14 protein-coding genes and 5 pseudogenes are annotated in these 16,382 nt (G+C 60.3%); 13 read left to right on the top strand and 6 right to left on the bottom strand.

The features are described 5' to 3' along the window. The first annotated feature begins 5 nt into the window (after positions 1 to 5). Positions 6 to 2,324, top strand: a complete 2,319-nt coding sequence (locus BF95_RS17870; protein ID WP_043153142.1) for a TonB-dependent receptor — start codon at positions 6 to 8, stop codon at positions 2,322 to 2,324. Here BF95_RS17870 and BF95_RS17865 read toward each other — a convergent pair. Both BF95_RS17865 and BF95_RS17860 read right to left on the bottom strand, forming a co-directional pair. Further along, positions 2,321 to 3,268 (bottom strand): quinoprotein relay system zinc metallohydrolase 1, encoded by a 948-nt coding sequence (locus tag BF95_RS17865; RefSeq protein ID WP_043153139.1) that lies wholly within the window; start codon positions 3,266 to 3,268, stop codon positions 2,321 to 2,323. The two genes, BF95_RS17870 and BF95_RS17865, sit on opposite strands and share 4 nt — an antisense overlap. Continuing rightward, positions 3,265 to 4,083 carry a quinoprotein dehydrogenase-associated SoxYZ-like carrier gene (locus BF95_RS17860; RefSeq protein WP_043153136.1) on the bottom strand — a complete coding sequence of 273 codons (819 nt, stop codon included), beginning with the start codon at positions 4,081 to 4,083 and terminating at the stop codon, positions 3,265 to 3,267. The genes BF95_RS17865 and BF95_RS17860 overlap by 4 nt, the downstream gene beginning before the upstream one ends. Before the next feature lie 111 nt (positions 4,084 to 4,194). On the opposite strand from BF95_RS17860, the gene BF95_RS17855 reads away from it, so the two are divergent. From BF95_RS17855 to BF95_RS17830, 8 genes and pseudogenes are all read left to right on the top strand, one after another. Then, on the top strand, positions 4,195 to 4,719 hold the full coding sequence (locus tag BF95_RS17855) for a rhodanese-like domain-containing protein (RefSeq protein WP_051520095.1): 525 nt from the start codon (positions 4,195 to 4,197) through the stop codon (positions 4,717 to 4,719). 86 nt (positions 4,720 to 4,805) lie between these two features. Beyond that, positions 4,806 to 5,255, top strand: coding sequence for a pseudoazurin (locus BF95_RS17850; protein ID WP_043153130.1), 450 nt, complete (start codon positions 4,806 to 4,808; stop codon positions 5,253 to 5,255). A 463-nt stretch (positions 5,256 to 5,718) separates the two neighbouring features. Beyond that, positions 5,719 to 6,522 (top strand): annotated as a pseudogene (locus tag BF95_RS29510) (recombinase family protein); the annotation flags it as partial. A gap of 35 nt (positions 6,523 to 6,557) precedes the next feature. Further along, positions 6,558 to 6,767, top strand: a pseudogene (locus BF95_RS30770) (recombinase zinc beta ribbon domain-containing protein); the annotation flags it as partial. Positions 6,768 to 6,836: 69 nt separating this feature from the next. Then, on the top strand, positions 6,837 to 6,977 hold the full coding sequence (locus BF95_RS29500) for a hypothetical protein (RefSeq protein WP_235209842.1): 141 nt from the start codon (positions 6,837 to 6,839) through the stop codon (positions 6,975 to 6,977). Between the two features lie 53 nt (positions 6,978 to 7,030). Further along, positions 7,031 to 7,504 carry a hypothetical protein gene (locus BF95_RS29495; protein ID WP_235209841.1) on the top strand — a complete coding sequence of 158 codons (474 nt, stop codon included), beginning with the start codon at positions 7,031 to 7,033 and terminating at the stop codon, positions 7,502 to 7,504. Between the two features lie 151 nt (positions 7,505 to 7,655). Next, positions 7,656 to 9,049, top strand: a pseudogene (locus BF95_RS17840) (ISNCY family transposase). A 651-nt stretch (positions 9,050 to 9,700) separates the two neighbouring features. After that, positions 9,701 to 10,705: an IS30 family transposase gene (locus BF95_RS17830; RefSeq protein WP_043153125.1), complete on the top strand. Its 1,005-nt coding sequence runs from the start codon at positions 9,701 to 9,703 to the stop codon at positions 10,703 to 10,705. 208 nt (positions 10,706 to 10,913) lie between these two features. On the opposite strand, the gene BF95_RS17825 is transcribed toward BF95_RS17830, so the two are convergent. Next, on the bottom strand, positions 10,914 to 11,987 hold the full coding sequence (locus tag BF95_RS17825) for a PAS domain S-box protein (RefSeq protein ID WP_081764204.1): 1,074 nt from the start codon (positions 11,985 to 11,987) through the stop codon (positions 10,914 to 10,916). 332 nt (positions 11,988 to 12,319) lie between these two features. Here BF95_RS17825 and BF95_RS17820 point away from each other — a divergent pair. After that, positions 12,320 to 12,817, top strand: a pseudogene (locus BF95_RS17820) (SLC13 family permease); the annotation flags it as partial. A 73-nt stretch (positions 12,818 to 12,890) separates the two neighbouring features. Here the strand turns inward: BF95_RS17820 and BF95_RS17815 are convergent. The 3 genes from BF95_RS17815 to BF95_RS17805 all read right to left on the bottom strand — a co-directional run bounded on the left by BF95_RS17815 (position 12,891) and on the right by BF95_RS17805 (position 14,339). Then, complete coding sequence (locus BF95_RS17815; protein WP_152542801.1) at positions 12,891 to 13,088, bottom strand: hypothetical protein; 198 nt, start codon at positions 13,086 to 13,088, stop codon at positions 12,891 to 12,893. Between the two features lie 17 nt (positions 13,089 to 13,105). Further along, on the bottom strand, positions 13,106 to 13,927 hold the full coding sequence (locus BF95_RS17810) for an IS5 family transposase (protein WP_043153120.1): 822 nt from the start codon (positions 13,925 to 13,927) through the stop codon (positions 13,106 to 13,108). A 127-nt stretch (positions 13,928 to 14,054) separates the two neighbouring features. Next, the gene (locus BF95_RS17805; protein WP_043153117.1) at positions 14,055 to 14,339 is read right to left on the bottom strand and encodes a hypothetical protein; all 285 of its coding nucleotides are present in this window, start codon (positions 14,337 to 14,339) and stop codon (positions 14,055 to 14,057) included. Positions 14,340 to 14,500: 161 nt separating this feature from the next. Between BF95_RS17805 and BF95_RS31175 the strand changes: the two are divergent. The 3 genes and pseudogenes from BF95_RS31175 to BF95_RS27490 form a co-directional block, all read left to right on the top strand. Continuing rightward, a pseudogene (locus tag BF95_RS31175) lies at positions 14,501 to 14,977 on the top strand (transposase); the annotation flags it as partial. 11 nt (positions 14,978 to 14,988) lie between these two features. Beyond that, positions 14,989 to 15,687, top strand: a complete 699-nt coding sequence (locus BF95_RS29485; protein WP_327195478.1) for a transposase — start codon at positions 14,989 to 14,991, stop codon at positions 15,685 to 15,687. Between the two features lie 292 nt (positions 15,688 to 15,979). After that, positions 15,980 to 16,291, top strand: a complete 312-nt coding sequence (locus BF95_RS27490; protein ID WP_152542800.1) for a hypothetical protein — start codon at positions 15,980 to 15,982, stop codon at positions 16,289 to 16,291. The last annotated feature ends 91 nt before the right edge of the window (positions 16,292 to 16,382 follow it).

Here is a 16,382-nt window from a genome sequence, read left to right as displayed (position 1 = left end):
ACGGGATGCGCGGATGGGGCCGACTATCGACGGGAATCGCGGTCATGGCGCTGAGCCCGGCGCTTGCATCGGCGCAAACGCCCGATGCAAGCAGGTCGAAAACCATCATCGTGACCGCGCCGGGTGGCGGGATCGACAGCGATGATGGGCTGGCCCTTGGCGCGGTCGACATAACAAGAGCGGGGATGCCCGACCTGCTCTCCGCCCTCACCCGGACCATGGCGGGCGTCACGTTGCAGGACGCCCAGAACAACCCATGGCAACCCAATCTGGTCTATCGCGGCTTCATCGCTTCCCCGCTCCAAGGGCAATCGCAGGGGCTGGCCGTCTATATGGACGGTGCGCGGTTCAACCAGCCTTTTGGCGACACGGTCCAGTTCGACCTGATCCCCGAAGCCGCCATCGCCAAACTGAGCCTGCTGGATGCCAGCCCGGTCTATGGCCTCAATGCGCTGGGCGGCGCGATCCTGCTGGAAACCAAGACCGGGCGTAGCCATCAGGGATTGGAGGCCAGTGTGACGGGCGGGCGGTTCGGCTATGCCGAGGCCAGCATTGCGGGCGGCCTGTCGCGGGGCGATGTCAGCGCCTTTGGCGCGTTCCAATATAGTCGCGACGAGGGCTGGCGCGATTTCAGCCCGTCGCGCCTCTATAATGGCTATGCCGATCTGGGCTTCGATACCGCAGGCGGCGGGCTGCATCTCAAAATCGTAGGCGCGAACACGGATTTGACCGGCAATGGCGTGTCGCCGATCGAATTGCTGGCGGCCGACCGCCGGGCTGTTTTCACCTGGCCCGATAATGGCCGCAGCCGCTATGGTCGGGCAAGCCTGCACCCCTGGGTCGCGCTATCGCCAACGACCCGGATCGAAGCCACGCTCTATGCCCAACAACTCACATTGCGGACCATGAACGGCGATGCGGCCGACATCGAAGGGTGTGAGGCGGACGATGCGGCGGGCCTGCTATGCCTGGAAGCAATAGGCGCCGACGACGATGGCGAAGAGGTGCAGGCGATCCTGACCGACGCCAACGGCGACCCCATAGCCGATACGCTTGGGGGCGAAGGCTATGGCGTGCTCAATCGTGGACGCACCAAGACCAAGGCGATGGGCGCTCTGGTCCAGATCATCGACGATCGTGCCCTGCTGGGCGGTATCAACCATTTCGCGATCGGCGTCAGCTACGACACCAGCCGCACGCGCTTCGACACGTCGACCGAACTGGGGGCGCTGACCGAGGATCGCAGCGTCGAGGGGCTGGGCAGCCGCATCGTCCAGCAGGATAATGCGATCGCGCCGGTCGGCCTGGTCGCCTATACCGACTATTGGGGCGTGTTCGTGCAGGATCGAATACCGATCGCGCCCGGCTTGTCGGCCGAAATCGGCCTCCGCTGGAACCATGCAAGGATTCAGCTCGTCGATCAGATCGGCACAGCGCTCAACGGAACGCATCGGTTCAGGCGGCTCAATCCCGGTGTCGAACTGGACTATAAAATGTCCGAAGGCCTGTCGCTGCGCGCGGGCTATGCGCAGAGCAACCGTGCGCCGACTCCGGCGGAACTCTCCTGCGCGGACGAAAATGCGCCGTGCAGCCTCACCAATTTCTTTATCGCCGATCCGCCGCTCAAACAGGTGGTCGCCAAAAGCTGGGAAGCGGGCGCGTCGGGTGCGTTCGGTTTTGGCGGATGGCGGGCGACCTGGCTCCTGTCGGCCTATCGCACCACCAATCAGGACGATATCCAATATATCGCCTCCCAAATTCGCGGGCGCGCTTATTTCCAGAATATCGGCAGCACCCGGCGGCAGGGCGTCGAAGCATCGCTGAAGGCCGAACATGGCGGGCTGGTCGCGGGCCTGAGCTATGCCTTCACCGATGCGACCTATCGCAGCGCCATGGAATTGAGCAGTCCGTCCAACCCGATGGCGGGGGATGAAGGCACGATCGACGTCGGTCGCGGTGATCGGTTGCCGGGCGTCCCCCGGCACAGCGCGACGCTGACGTTGGACTATGCAGGCAAAGGCTGGTCGGTGGGTGGCGACCTGATCGCGCGGTCAGGGCAATATCTGGTCGGCGATGAGGCCAATCTGACGCCACGGCTGCCCGGCTATGCAATCGCGAACGCGCGCGCCGGTATCGATATCGTGCCGGGCGTCACTATGTTCGGCGAAGTCCACAATGCGTTCGGCCGCAGCTATGAGACATTTGGAACCTTCAGCGAAGTGGATGAGATCGACCTCGTCGAAGTCCCCGGTGCCAGCAATCCGCGCGCTTATGGGCCGGGGGCGCCGCGACGCTGGTATGCCGGGGTAAGGGTGCGCTTTTAGCTCTCCGGCATATCGACCCGTGGCAGCCATTTGGCTTCCAGCCCTGGATAGAAATGCGACACGCTGCGCTGCAATTCGTAGCGGGCCGCCGCCATCCCGGCGAAGCAGGCAGGGATCGGCACGCTGCCAGCCTCAACCATGTCGAGGCCGGATCGGACGGCGGCGGTCAAGGCTTGCTCCAGCCAGTCGATCCAGTCGCGCGTCTGGGTAATGGCATTCTGCCCCGCCGGATCGAAGGGACCATGGCCCGGCAACGCCGCCCGGTGCGGCAGCTTTGCGAGGCTGTCGAGGCTTGAGCGCCAACGCGGCAGGTCTGCGGTTGGTGTCGCAGGCGCGCGATCGTGAAACAGCAGGTCACCGCCGATCAGCAGGCCGGTCTGTTCGTCGAGCAGCGCCAGATCGCCCGCACTATGCCCCGCCAGCGCCATCAGGCGCAGGCGTCGCCCGTTGAAATCCTCGAACGCCTCCGTGATTTTCCGCCCCGGCAACACAAATTCGGTGCCGCGCATCCAGTCCCCCAGAAGGCGATAAAGCGCATCGGAAAAGCTGCGCCCGTCCCGCGCCATGTCCGTGATGGTTTGCGGCAGCGCAGCAACGATCGCCGGATCGAAGGCCGCAATGCCCATGCCGTGGTCAGGATGCAAGTGCGTCACATAGACGCGGATGACCGGCTTGCCCGTCAGCCCTTCTGCCACTGCTTTGAGCGCCCGCCCATAGCGAAGCGAAGGGCCGCTATCGACCAGCACCGTGCCGACCGGCGTATCGATGATCGCGATGTTCGCGATGGCTCCGCCATTGGAAAAGTGGATGGGTGCATCGTCGCCATGAATCATCCATATGCCGTCGGCTACCGCTATGGGATGGATGGGATAGGTGCTGTTCGCCATGCCAGCCGTCGCCGGTAGCGCCAGTCCAGCGAGCATGGCCCGACGCGTCATCTTCATGGCTGCGCCGCCATGGCCGAGGCGGATTGTCGCTCCACCGGCACTTTGGCGGCATAGGTCCGCCCGTTTGTATCAAGCGCCACGATCGACAAGATGGCACCAGGCGCGGCGCGGGGCATGAGGGTGATCGCCGGATCTTCCGAAACCGACGCAAAGAGCGCCATCTGGCCCAGCATGGTTCCGCTGTCCGACCGCACGGTCATCTCCTCGATCGCATAGGTGGGGATATTGGCCACCAGCCCCGTATCCATCGGATGTTGGAAGGTGATACGCAGACGGCTGCTGCCCGGCGTCCCCATGGGCCAGGCTTCCCCCCGCATCTCGCCCAGATGGGCCGCCCAATCGCCTGTGATGCGACCGACCGGCGGTGCCGAACAGCCGCCACCCGCCGCATCGACCCAACCGCCCGCCACCAGCCACTGTCCGCTGGCCAGTTGCACCGCGCCCCTTACCGGGGTCCGCTGATCCAGCTTGATGCGGGTCGCGATATAGGGTTCCGCCAGATCCGGGCGATAGTCGATCGCGATCGGTATCGGGTTGAGATCGGCGAAGATCACCATGCGCGTCACTGGCCCCACGCCCCGCGCATCCAATGCCACGGGAAAGCTGCGCTGGTTTTCGGCCATCTGCGGATAGAGCAACTGGATCCGGGGATCGAACCGCACCGGGTCATCTCCGAAGATCAGCCGCGCATGCGCGGTCCACATCGGCGATTGCAACGGATCGTCGGGGTAGGGATGCTGAGCAAGCGCGGGCGTCGCCATCGCCAGTGGCAGCATGGCTGTCAGAAGCTGCAAAAACCTGCACCGCGCCATGACCTTCTCCCAAAGTCCAAGCCTAAGGTGAAGCGAAAGCGGCTACCATTGCACCTTTGGTCACGCAGCGGGGAGAGAGAGATGGGCGTGAGGGGCAAGGCGATAGCTGCGATGCTTGCGCTGGTTGCGACCGGCGCACAGGCCGCGCCAGGGGACGACGCGCTGTTCGGGGCGCATGGTTATCGCGTCGCGCATTATCGCGCGCCCGTTTCCCGGCCCCCCAATGGTGTCGGGCGGATCGCCCCCGCCGCGGTCGCCCTGCTGCGGCCTGATATCGACGCGATCCTGATCGACGTCCTGCCCGCCGAGGGCGGTCATCGCGAAGTCGATGGACGCTGGCACCTGGCCCGCGAACGACCGAGCATCCCCGGCGCACACTGGTTTCCGGAAGCGGGGCGCGGCGACATCTCGCCCGCGATCGACCGATGGTTTCAAGATGGCCTCGTCCGCCTGACCGGGGGTGCTAGGGACCGCATGATCATCACCTTTTGCCTTGCCGATTGCTGGATGGGCTGGAACGCGGCGCGCCGCCTGCGGGCGCTCGGCTATGCCAATATCTGGTGGCTGGCGGAGGGCACTGACGGCTGGCGCGACCTTGGTCGTCCGCTGATAAACGCTCGACCGGAGGAGGGATAGGACCAAGGTGCAATTGCACACTTCAGCCATTGCGCCATTGATCTGGCGGACCGCGCTTTTGCGCCCATAATATTAGGAGAGATGCCATGTTTCATCGTTGGACGCTGCGCGTGGCGCTGGCCGGCCTCATGCTGGGCGGCACCGTTCTTCCAGCTTCGGCCAAGGACATCATAGTCCACATGAAAAACAAGGGCGCAGAGGGCGCGATGGTGTTCGAACCCGCCTTTGTGAAGGCCGCGCCGGGCGACGCGATCCGCTTCCAGCCCACCGATGCCAGCCATAATGCCGAAACCATGGCCACGATGCTGCCAGCGGGCGCGACGCCGATGAAGGGGGGCATGAACAAGGAAGCGGTGCTGACCGTGACCAAGTCCGGCCTCTATGGCATCAAATGCATGCCACATTATTCGATGGGCATGGTCGCCCTGATCCAGGTAGGCAAACCCACCGCCGCAGACATCGCGGCGGCAAAGGCGATCAAACTTCCGCCCTTCGCCGCCAAAAGAATGACCGCGATGCTGACCAAAGTTCGGTAGTTCACGACTGTTTCAACTTTGTGCGCGGGCGCAACATGAAGGCAATATTCGACGGCGGTAGGAGCCTGGTCTCGCCGGATAGGGAGATGCGGGCGAACGGCAATCTGGATCGCCGCAAGTTGATTTGGACATTAACATTGCGGTGCAGTTCCGAATGGCCGATCCGAGCGTAAGCTGACTTTCCAACATCAATATCGGAATGGCGTGAGTTGATCGACTCCCGCCGGATTGGCAGGAGACAGACTTCACCCGAGAAACGAGTATTTTGTGACGAGAAGCGAACGAAGGCCATCGGCAGCTCGCCGCTAGCTTATCGATTCCGGCATGGCAAATCCCCTGTTCAGTGCCGGGCGCAATTCGAGCGACAGCATAATAGCGCGCTGCAATTTTGATATCGTCCTCAGATTGGCAAGCATGGTCAAATCTGTAGACTGACCGCAAAGCTCATCTCTGGAGACTCCAAATGCCCCGCGTAGCGCTTTATGCCCGCTATTCCGACGATAAGCAGAGCCCTGCATCCATCGACGACCAGTTTTTGATATGCCGTGAACAGGCGGCGCGCGAAGGCTGGCGGATTGTCGCCAATTATAAGGATGCAGCGATCTCCGGCGCGAGCGTCATACTCCGTCCAGGCATCCAGTCACTTTTGCAGGATGCGCAGATGGGGCGCTTCGACATCCTGCTTGCTGAAGCTCTAGATCGCGTATCGCGCGATCAGGCTGACGTAGCCACGCTCTACAAGAATCTCCAGTTCGCCGGCGTCAAAATCGTTACGCTGGCCGAGGGCGAAGTTTCCGAACTGCATGTCGGCCTCAAGGGCACGATGAACGCGCTATTCCTCAAGGATCTTGCGAAGAAGACCCATCGCGGTCTGCGCGGCCGCGTCGAGAAGGGTAAATCCGGGGGCGGGCTTTGCTTTGGCTACGACGTCGTGCGGCGCTTCTCGAGCGAAGGCGAACCTGTGCACGGCGAGCGGAGTATCAATGCCGCGGAAGCTGAAGTCATTCGCCAGGTTTTTCGACAGTTCGCCAACGGGCTCAGCCCCCATGCAATCGCCTGCCGTCTGAATGACTCTGGGATTTCAGCCCCAACGGGCAAGCTGTGGACATCGACCACGATCCGCGGCCACGTCAAACGTGGCACCGGCCTCCTCAACAATGAGCTTTATATCGGCAAACTTGTCTGGAACCGGCTGCGCTATCTGAAGAACCCGCAAACCGGCAAGCGGGTCTCCCGCATCAATCCCAAATCCGAATGGATTGTGACCGAGGTTCCTGATCTGCGGATCGTGGATGAAGAACTCTGGCAGGCCGTGAAGGCGAGGCAGGAAAATATCGCGATCCAATATGCCGACGCATCGAGGCAACCCGCTCCGCCCATAAAGCCCTCAATCGAACGCATCGCCCGAAAAGCCTTCTCTCCGGCCTGGTTTACTGCGGCTGCTGCGGCGGTCCTTATTCCCTTCGCGGGCAGGGGCGGTTTGCCTGTTCGAACCATGCTGATACGAAAAGCTGCTCGAACGGGCATAGCATCACGCGCGACAAACTCGAAGCGCGCGTCCTTGATGGTCTGTGCGATCGCATGATGACCCCCGAGGTCGCGGCAGAGGCCATTCGGACCTATGTCGAGGAGAGCAACCGCATCAATCACCAGCGCCGCGCGCAGAAATCGCCGATCGAACGGATCTGCAGAAAGTCCTCAAGGCGATCAACGGCCTTGTGACACTCGCGAAAGAAGGCAAGGGCACACGCGCGCTTGTCGATGAGCTTTTGGAGTTGGAAGCCCAAGAGGATGCGCTCCGCGCCCGGCTCGCTGCGGCATCGGTGGATGTGCCCGACATCCATCCCAACATCTCCGAGATTTATCGGCGCAAGGTCGAGCGACTGACGCATTCACTATCACAGCCAGAGGAGTGCCAGGAAGCCGCCGATGCGTTGCGGGCGCTGATCGAGCGGATCGACCTTACGCCCGGCGCGAAGCGCGGTGAGGTCAACGCCATGCTCTACGGCGAGTTTGGCAGGATCCTGGAGTGGATCGAGCAGCGTCGAGTGGCCGAGAATGCACAAAGCCCCGGCGCTTTGGCGTCGGGGCTTTGTGGAATGTCGGTTTCGGTGGTTGCGGGAGCTCGCAACCATCTTAACTTGCATTTCCCCGCGTACGCGCCTTTTGACGACAACCGGTTGAAAATCATTTCCGAATATCTGGAATTTTTTAATGTTGCGCCATGCTTGTACCAAACGGCAGCCTGACAGACGATCGCTTTAACATATCTATTATTATCGAACTTTAGATTTGTAAGCGCAACTTAGAGATGTCACTGCCCGCAATTTAGAGACGTCACTAACCGGGACGGCTCGCGATCCTGGTGGCATGGTCTCCTGCCAGTCAGGAGATGCGCTTATGACGGTGGTGGCTATGAGCCATGGCGAGCTTTCAAGATACGATACCCTGCGGCGCTTTGAGCGCGGCGAACTGCGAATAGAAGACGCAGCCATGTTGCTTGGCGTCTCGCGCCGGCAGGTCTACCGCTTGCTTGGTCGATTACGAAGCGATGGTCCCGAAGCGCTGGTTTCCTGGAAGCGTGGCAGGCCTAGCAATCGGACCTTCAGTGCCGAGTTTCGGACGCGCGTCGTCGATCTCGTCAGAGAGAACTATAGCGATTTCGGGCCGACGCTTGCGGCCGAGTATCTGGCGGAGCGACACAAGATCACCATTCGCACGAGACATTGCGCAAATGGATGATCGCGGAAGGTTTTTGGAAGGACCGTGACGCGCGGCGCCCTCGTCCCTACCAGCCTCGCTATCGCCGGGATTGCCGGGGCGAGCTGATCCAGATCGACGGCTCGAAGCACTGGTGGTTTGAGGATCGCGGGCAGCAATGCACCCTGCTCGTCTATATCGATGATGCGACCAGCGAACTGATGCATCTCAAGATGGTCGAGAGCGAGAGTACGTTCGCCTACATGGATGCAACTCGGGAATACATCGAGGCACACGGCAAGCCTGTGGCATTCTATTCGGACAAGCACTCGGTATTCCGCAACAATACAGCGTCAGCCAAGGGCGATGGCATGACGCATTTCGGCCGTTCGATGGAGGCGCTCAACATCGAGATCATCTGCGCGCATTCCCCGCAGGCCAAGGGCCGTGTCGAGCGTGCCAACGCTACGCTGCAGGACCGTCTGGTCAAGGCGATGAGGCTGGAAGGTATCTCGACCATCGCCGCAGCGAATGCATTCCTGCCGGGCTACATGGTCACGCACAATGCCAGGTTCGCCAAGGCGCCTTTCGACGAACGCGATGTTCACCGCCCGCTGGCATTGCATGAGAATCTGCGCACCGAGATGGTATGGCGCGAATGGCGCTCGGTTACGTCCTCGCTGACGCTGCACTACAACAAGGCGATGTTCATTCTGGAGCCGACCGAGATCAGCCGCCCTCTCGCCGGCAAGCGGGTCGAGGTTTGCGAGTTCCCGGACGGCGCGCTGGAGATCCGGCACGGGGAACACTCCCTGCCCTACCGCGTGTTCGACAAGATCCGGCAGGTCAACCAGGCCGCGATCGTCGACAACAAGCATCTGGATGCGGCGCTGGCGATGGCCAAGCTGCTGCAGGAGCAGTTGCCGGCCCGCAAGCGCAACAACAACGAGCCGTGCCGCAGTTCTCAGGGACCACACATATTTCCTGCCCCGCCGGCATCAGCTGACGCAGAGCCGGCCAAGCGCCGCCGTGGTCGACCGCCTCTCGCTCGCCGCAATCCAACGGTGGCTTACATGAAGGAGCGGACGGGATAGCCAAGCCCGCGCTAAAAGCGGCCTGTCGGCTCACGCCCCATTGCGGACATTGCGGTCCCACCGTCACGTGATACGTTGTAATGATGGAATGGCTTGCAATCATAACGCCTCCGGCGCTTTGGCTGAAAGCCGCGTACGCTTCTCCGTATATAAAAACATATCGGGATGGAATGTCGCTCGCGTTGTCCATCGCCTCAGGCTTGCTCGCTTTTGCAGCGCTCAGATGGAGCTATTTGCCGCTTCTAATCTGCTCGGGTGTCGCGATGGCAGCTATGCTCGCCGCCATGCTTTGGCCGCCCGCCAACTCTGCGGAAGAGCAAAGGAGAGTGGCTAAGCGGAAGGTCCGCTAGCCACCCCTTCTCGCCATACACCCGAACCATTGTGGATCGCGAAAGCGGCCATTGAGGGGGCCCACTGCAGGGCAGCGGGTCCGGGGTGCACCACCCACAAGCCTGTGCACCAGCAGGGTCAGCGCTGCGCAAGATGGCGGGGCTGCGCGCTGCCCCTGCTGCATCAAGCGGTGACATTTCTATCTTGCACAACAAGTGACTTTTCTAAATGGCAGGAACAAGATTTGTAGCAGGGCGGATTCTAGATTGAAGTGCGAATTCCTTGGATTTCTATGGGGTTTCCCCTTTTCAAGGAATGCGAATGCTGGGCAGATATTATCACCTGGGATTGGACGAGCGGGGAATATTATATCGTCTGGTGCAGACTGGGCGAAGCGTAAAGCAGGCGGCGATGGAATTGGGGCGGCACCCCTCGACACTTTATCGCGAGATCAAACGCAACCGGCATCTGGATGAGGAGCCGCTGTTCCGCGGCTATTTCCCTACGATCGCGCAGACCAAGGCTACGGGTCGCCGTGTGCGCGGCGCCAAAGTTGCGCGCCATCCTGAACTGGCCATCTATATCATGGATCGTCTGGCAGCGGCCTGGTCCCCCGAACAGATCGCTGGCTATGTTCGCCGCCATCGCCTGGCCGGTCTCTCCATATGCCACGAGACGATCTATCAATATGTCTATGGCGGCGAAGGTAGTGACCAGGGATTGTGGCGTTTCCTGCCTCGCGCTCGCCGCTCACGACGTCGGCGCTATGCCCGCAAGCCGCGAGGTGTTCATATCCCGCTGGCTAACACGATCAAGGCGCGGCCTGCGGAGATCGGCCATCGGACCAGCTTTGGGCATTGGGAAGGCGACTTGGTGGCTTTCCGACAGGAATTTGGCAAAGCGAACCTGACGTCGCTGGTTGAACGGCGTAGCCGATTTACGATCCTGACGCGCAATCCGAGCCGTCACTCGGCCGGTGTCATGGCGGGTATCGACAGGCAGTTGAAGGCCCTGCCCTCTTCCCTTCGCCAAAGCATAACTTTCGACAGGGGAACGGAATTTGCCGCCTTTCTAACCCTGCGAGAGAAACTCGGCATGACCAGCTATTTTTGTATGCCATCAGCGCCATGGCAAAAGGGCAGCGTCGAAAACAGCAACGGCCGAATACGGCGCTTTCTACCGCTCGATACTGACATCGCGCTGGTGTCGGACAAAGAGCTCCAGGCGCTGGTTGACCGGCTCAACAACACGCCCCGCAAATGCCTCGACTACCGAACGCCGCAGGAGGTGCTGGGAGAGCAAATTGCCATCCTTCGGGCAGGGTAAATTTGGTCAGCCATGGTTGGGGCTCGCCCAACCATGGCTGAAGTGCTATGCAAGCCACGGAAGTCGCACTTCAAATGGAAAGCGCAGCGCCCAATAGAAATGTCACCCCTCCGCTAGTTAGAGATGTCACTCTCGACGTCGCAGTGCGGGTCATCGGTGGAATCGCGTTCTTCTCGTTACTGTTGCGACACGGACGTCACGCTCTTGCTTAACCGCATCCAAGTGCTGTGACCGGAAAACGTAACCGGATTTCCAGGCCATCGGTCCGCCAGTTACGCTGGATCGCCCCATTCAGTCCTTGGACCGAGACTTGCTCAAGTTTCGTTCCAAAACCCTCCGTCGAGGGAGAGGGCGCGGGTCCTCCGGATTCCGTCCACAAAATCTCCACTGTCGAGCCTTCCGACGAAACCCCAACGCTCAACCTACCTTCGATCACGGACAGCGCGCCATACTTCGCCGCATTGGTGGCAAATTCATGCAGCAGAAGTGCGAGAGATGTGAGCGGCCGATCGCTCACTGTTATCTCAGCTCCATGAACCTCGACATCAGCAAGGTCTAGGTACGGCTCTAGCACGCCCGAAATCAAGGAGAGTAACGTGGTACTTCCGAGATGATCGCCGTTTTCAGAGAAGTCGGGCAGTGTGAGGGCATGGGCCCTGGCGAGCGACGAGATTCGACCCTCAAGTGTCGCCGCGAGCTCTTCCACACTCTCCGCGCTGCGCGCGCTCAAAGCTACCAGACCAGAGGTCAACGCGAACAGATTCTTAACACGATGGTTCATCTCTCGCAGCAACAACAGCTGGCGTTGGGCTGCGCGCTTTCCATCGGTGACGTCGCGCAAAATCTTGGATGCGCCAATGATGTTTCCATCCTCGTCACGAACTGGCGACACCGTCACCGAAACCTCCACAATTTCCCCGTTTTTTGCGCGACGAATCGTTTCGAAATCGTCGATTCGCTCGCCCCGTCGGAGCTTGCTGATGATGTCCACCTCCTCGGCGAGGCAGTCATCCGGTATGATCTTGGTGATCGGTTGTCCGATAATTTCTGTAGCCTCGAACCCTAAAAGCCGCTGTGCGCCGCGGTTCCAACTCGTGACAATCCCGTCGAGCGTTTTGCTCAGTATGGCGTCATGAGAATTCTCTACGATCGCCACGAGCCAGGCATTCGACTCCTGCGCTTCCCGGTGTCGTAACAGGTCACTCTGACGGCAGGCCTCATCGCACAGCGTTGCGTCGGCGGTTTTCGATCGTGGTAGCGTGGATGGGTCGCGTTCCTTCATTGCGCCTGCGGTCCTACCTTATTCGATCGCATAAGTCTCTCTCAGATGCCCGCCGTTGCGCGGCATAAAGTCGGAAGCTGTCAGCTGATCACGCTTCTGCAGCTGCGGGGCAATGCATGGCTCCCGCGCCCCGCCCCGCCGTTTAGCCATGGGCAAAGAGAGCGACCGAGGGAGGCGAAGCTGGTGAGCGGTGAGGATTGAGGAGGAGCTTAGAAAATGACAGATTTAGAGCCAAATGAAACGGACGATGGGCGTCGGCAACGCCAAAAGGCGCTTGCAAGGTGGGAAAACGAGGGCGGCTTCTCCCCTCCTACTGAACCGGATAAAATCCCGGCGCTGTCCTGCTTATATTGCTGCGCGTGCTTACCGCCGACCAAGCCTATGGAGGCCTAAAGCCGGAGATTTTGATCCTCATTGCCGGCATGGTGGTGATCGGCATCGCGTTAGAGGAGAGTGGCCTCGCCGCGGCCGTTACCGGAGCGCTGGTGGGTTCCATGCGCGAGGTCGGGCCGCTGACCGCATTGATCGTTCTTTACGGACTTACGATGGTCCTGACGGAATTGCTGTCCAACGCCACTGTCGCCGTCTTGGTCCTGCCCGTCGCCGTCGCTCTCGCTGACAGCCTTGGGGTAAGTCCACGCTCTTTTATCGTGGCCGTCATGATGGCCGGGAGCGCGGCTTTCGCCACTCCCTTTGGGTACCAGACAAACGTAATTGTCTATCAAATGGGCGGTTATCGCTACATGGATTTCGTGCGTGTCGGATTGCCGCTCAATCTACTGACCTTTGCCGTTGCCGTTTTGGCGATACGAGCTTTCTTCCCCTTTTGAATAGCTGACGCGCCGAACTCTTCAAGAAGATCGCGTGCAAAATCAGCTTCCCTTGATGCGATCGACCAGCAAGTCAAAGTTTCGTGTGGCGGCGAAGGGTGTCTTGAAACAAAATATTGAAGCGCCATATCAAACCTATGGTCGTCGTTGAAACAAAATCCAGCTTAGAGCGCTGCCGCAAAATCTGCGGATAACCGGACGCGCGCATCGCCAGCGCTAGCGTCCGGGCATTTACGGTCAGCGTTACGTCGGCTTTAAGAGCCTGATTCATAATTATCCGATGAAATTTCATAGTCTTGCGATGCGACGCGCGAATAGCTGGATGGAAGCTATGAACAGCCACGCAGTTGCCGATGCGATGGTCTGTTCAAAGTCCTTGGCGAGCCGACGGTTGCGGTTCAGCCAAGCCAGTGTTCGCTCGACGACCCAGCGGCGCGGAAGAACCACGAAGCCTTTTGCAACATCGGATCGCTTGACGATCTCGACAGTCCATTTGCCGGTACGCCGGAGGGCTTCCCTGAGCTTGTCGCCAGCATAGCCGCCATCGGCAAAGACATGGCGCAGCCATGGAAAGCGGTGGATGATTTCACGCAGGACCAGCGGCGCGCCGTCGCGGTCCTGAATGTCGGCGGTATGGATCACCGCATGAACCAAATGGCCCTCGGTGTCGGTGAGGATGTGGCGCTTGCGCCCCTTGATTTTTTTGCCCGCGTCAAAGCCGCGAGGGCCGCCACTTTCCGTTGTTTTCACGCTCTGACTATCGATCACGCCAGCACTGGGCGAAGCCTCGCGGCCYGTCGCTTCACGCGCCATCAACAGCAGRGTATGATTGAGCGAGAGCCACAGTTTGTTATCGCGCCACAGGTAAAACCAGCGCCGAACCGTCGAGACCGGCGGAAAGCAGGGCGGCAGCATTCGCCACGGCAGCCCCCCACGCAGCAGATASAGGATCGCCTCGACGATCCGTCGCAGCGGCCATTTGCGCGGACGGCCYACGTGGGAGGGTGGCGGCAAGAAMGGTTCGAGCACCGACCATTCGGCATCGGTCAAATCGCTTGGCAAAGTCAGTCCCGCGCGGGCATATTGCGCCCGAGTGGTATCRGTCCACATCGTTGATCTCCGGAAGTTTGTTGCAAAACCCCTGAATCAACGACTGCGGCAAGCGTCAAGCTAACCCACTGATACCACTCAACTTAGTTTCGGATCGGGCTCTGAGCTCGACTTTGTACGTTTTTGGTCAGGTCCAGGTCCAGAAGATGCTGTTTTCAGCGATGTGGTCGAGGGCCTGATCGAGTGGCAAGACGCATCCGCCCATATCGTCAATATCTTCCCATTGTCGCCGGTGTGACCAGTAGCCAAGCCTGACGTCGTCGCGCGTGCCGACAGGTTTGAGACGGGCGATCGGTGCCTCCGTTTCCAACAGGTAAAGGTGGTAGGCGCCCTTGTCCTCGTACCAGCCCACGCCGCCGCCGTTGGCCGCGTCGAAAGTTTCGATGCGCATAATGATTTCGTCGTCTTTCATGGAGCATCCATAGCTGCCTTCAGGTCACAGCGTATCCGATTCAACTGGCCGCATGGCAACAGCCCAAGCGTTGCGCCGTGCTTCGGTTAGGATTCCAAGCATGAGATGTTGGACCAGAACAAGGCCGTTATCGGCGATCCCGTCCCCCAGATCTTGCGCCAATGGCTGCAAGCATGGCGTCCCTGCTTTACGGCCCCCAGTTGGGAGCATGTACTCGTTCTTGTGATGGGCGGCCTGCTGGCCACCGGCAAACGAACCGTTACGTCTTGCCTGCGTGTGACCGGCCGAGCCCATGCTGCCAATTTGCAACCTATCACCAGATCCTCAACCGTGCCCGCTGGAGCTCCCGTGCCGTTGCCAGGCGACTGCTCAGCATCGTGGTCGAACGGCTCGTGCCAGAGGGCCCTGTGGTCATCGGTATGGACGACACCATTGAGCGGCGATGGGGGCGCCGGATCACCGCACGGGGTATCTACCGCGACCCGGTCCGCTCCAGTCACGGCCATTTCGTCAAAGCCAGCGGACTGCGCTGGCTCAGCTTCATGGTGCTCACCCCGGTGTCATGGACCCGCCTGATCAAGGCACTGCCAGTCTTGACGTTGCTCGCTCCTTCGGAACGATCGAACCGTCAACGCGGCTGTCGTCATAAATTGCTGACGGACTGGGCCCGGCAGGGCGCGCTGCAGCTGTCTCGCTGGCTGCCGGGTCGCGGATCATCTTCATTGGCGACAGCAGCTTTGCTGTCCACGAACTGGCACATGCGATCGTCCGCCGGGCCACACTCATCAGCCGACTGCGGCTCGACGCCAACTTGTTTGCACAGCCTGCGGGGCGAACGGCACGCACGATGGGGCGACCGGCGCAGAAAGGGCGAGCATTACCAAAACTCAAGACCCTGCTCGCCAACCCGGCGACACGCTGGACCAGCATTCTCGTCTCTGCCTGGTATGGCCATCTCAACGGCAAGACGCTCGAGATCACATCTGACATCGCCTTATGGTACAGGCCCGGCACACCGGTCTTGCCGGTCCGCTGGGTCCTGGTTCGCGATCCTGACGGAAAGCGCGGCCCGCAAGCCTTCTTCAGTACCGACATCACCCTCGAGCCCGCCGAGATAATCGCCCTCTACGTCCGACGATGGCAGATCGAGGTCACCTTTGCAGAAACCCGTGCTCACCTGGGTGTCGAAACACAGCGCCAGTGGACCGACAAAGCCATAGCGCGAACCACGCCGGCGCTGCTGGGTCTCTACAGCCTTATATCGCTATGGGCCTGCGATCTGTTGGCCACTAAAAGCACCCCTTATTCCGCCGCCTGGTATCGAAAAACCAGCCTGACCATTCAGTGACGCCATCGGAGCCGTCCGCCTCCAACTCTGGGGTTGGCGACATTAATCAAACACTCCCCCGCCGCACCCCAGAACCGCACTATATTCCCACGACCCGCCTAAAGCGCATGGCTCAGGCACTATGCTTTGCTACCTGATTGTACAAAGTCGAGCTAAGAGATTTGGTATTAGTTCCTGCGGTCGAAATTTAAAATTTTCTTTATTAAAACGACAGTTTTTGTGGCGGATCCGCCTGCTTGGTTCGTCTGAAAGTGAGTAGCGGCAGTTAAACCGCGCAATCAGGGGAACAGCAATGCGTAACCATAAAGTCATGGCAGGGCTTAGCCTTGCCACGTGCCTTGTTTCGCCGCGTGAAACGCTCGCTGCAATCAATGCGCGGCCTGCTCTATCTTTTGAAAGCGGATTTGAAACCATTGTCCAGTCCGCTGGTCGTGCAGCGCCCCGTTCACTTATTGCGGGTGAAGCCTTGCATGCCGCTCCGATGACTGAGGCACAATCAACGCCCGGCACCGCAACGGCTTCCGTCGAGGCGGATACCGATGATACAACAGCCACAGTCATCGTCACCCGGCACCCCGTCAGACCCACCCGCACCCGTCGCTGAAAGCTTGGCGCCGATCGATGTATTTTAGTGCAAAAAGATCTGGAAGCTAGCGGCAAAGCAGTCGGTGCGCGCCCTCCTCGGTACGCTCGTG

This window comes from Sphingobium sp. Ant17, assembly GCF_000588875.1.
Lineage (GTDB): Bacteria > Pseudomonadota > Alphaproteobacteria > Sphingomonadales > Sphingomonadaceae > Sphingobium.
Note: the sequence above shows the minus strand (reverse complement) of the source record. Positions and strands in the feature narration are given on the sequence as shown.

Coding starts and splice junctions, on each gene's coding strand:
- BF95_RS27490 (WP_152542800.1), top strand. CDS start 15,980: ATGCGTAACCATAAAGTCATGGCAGGGCTTAGCCTTGCCACGTGCCTT.
- BF95_RS17830 (WP_043153125.1), top strand. CDS start 9,701: ATGCTGGGCAGATATTATCACCTGGGATTGGACGAGCGGGGAATATTA.
- BF95_RS17865 (WP_043153139.1), bottom strand. CDS start 3,268: ATGAAGATGACGCGTCGGGCCATGCTCGCTGGACTGGCGCTACCGGCG.
- BF95_RS17870 (WP_043153142.1), top strand. CDS start 6: ATGCGCGGATGGGGCCGACTATCGACGGGAATCGCGGTCATGGCGCTG.
- BF95_RS17855 (WP_051520095.1), top strand. CDS start 4,195: ATGCTTGCGCTGGTTGCGACCGGCGCACAGGCCGCGCCAGGGGACGAC.
- BF95_RS17825 (WP_081764204.1), bottom strand. CDS start 11,987: ATGAAGGAACGCGACCCATCCACGCTACCACGATCGAAAACCGCCGAC.
- BF95_RS17805 (WP_043153117.1), bottom strand. CDS start 14,339: ATGAAAGACGACGAAATCATTATGCGCATCGAAACTTTCGACGCGGCC.
- BF95_RS17815 (WP_152542801.1), bottom strand. CDS start 13,088: ATGAATCAGGCTCTTAAAGCCGACGTAACGCTGACCGTAAATGCCCGG.
- BF95_RS17850 (WP_043153130.1), top strand. CDS start 4,806: ATGTTTCATCGTTGGACGCTGCGCGTGGCGCTGGCCGGCCTCATGCTG.
- BF95_RS29500 (WP_235209842.1), top strand. CDS start 6,837: ATGATGACCCCCGAGGTCGCGGCAGAGGCCATTCGGACCTATGTCGAG.
- BF95_RS17860 (WP_043153136.1), bottom strand. CDS start 4,083: ATGGCGCGGTGCAGGTTTTTGCAGCTTCTGACAGCCATGCTGCCACTG.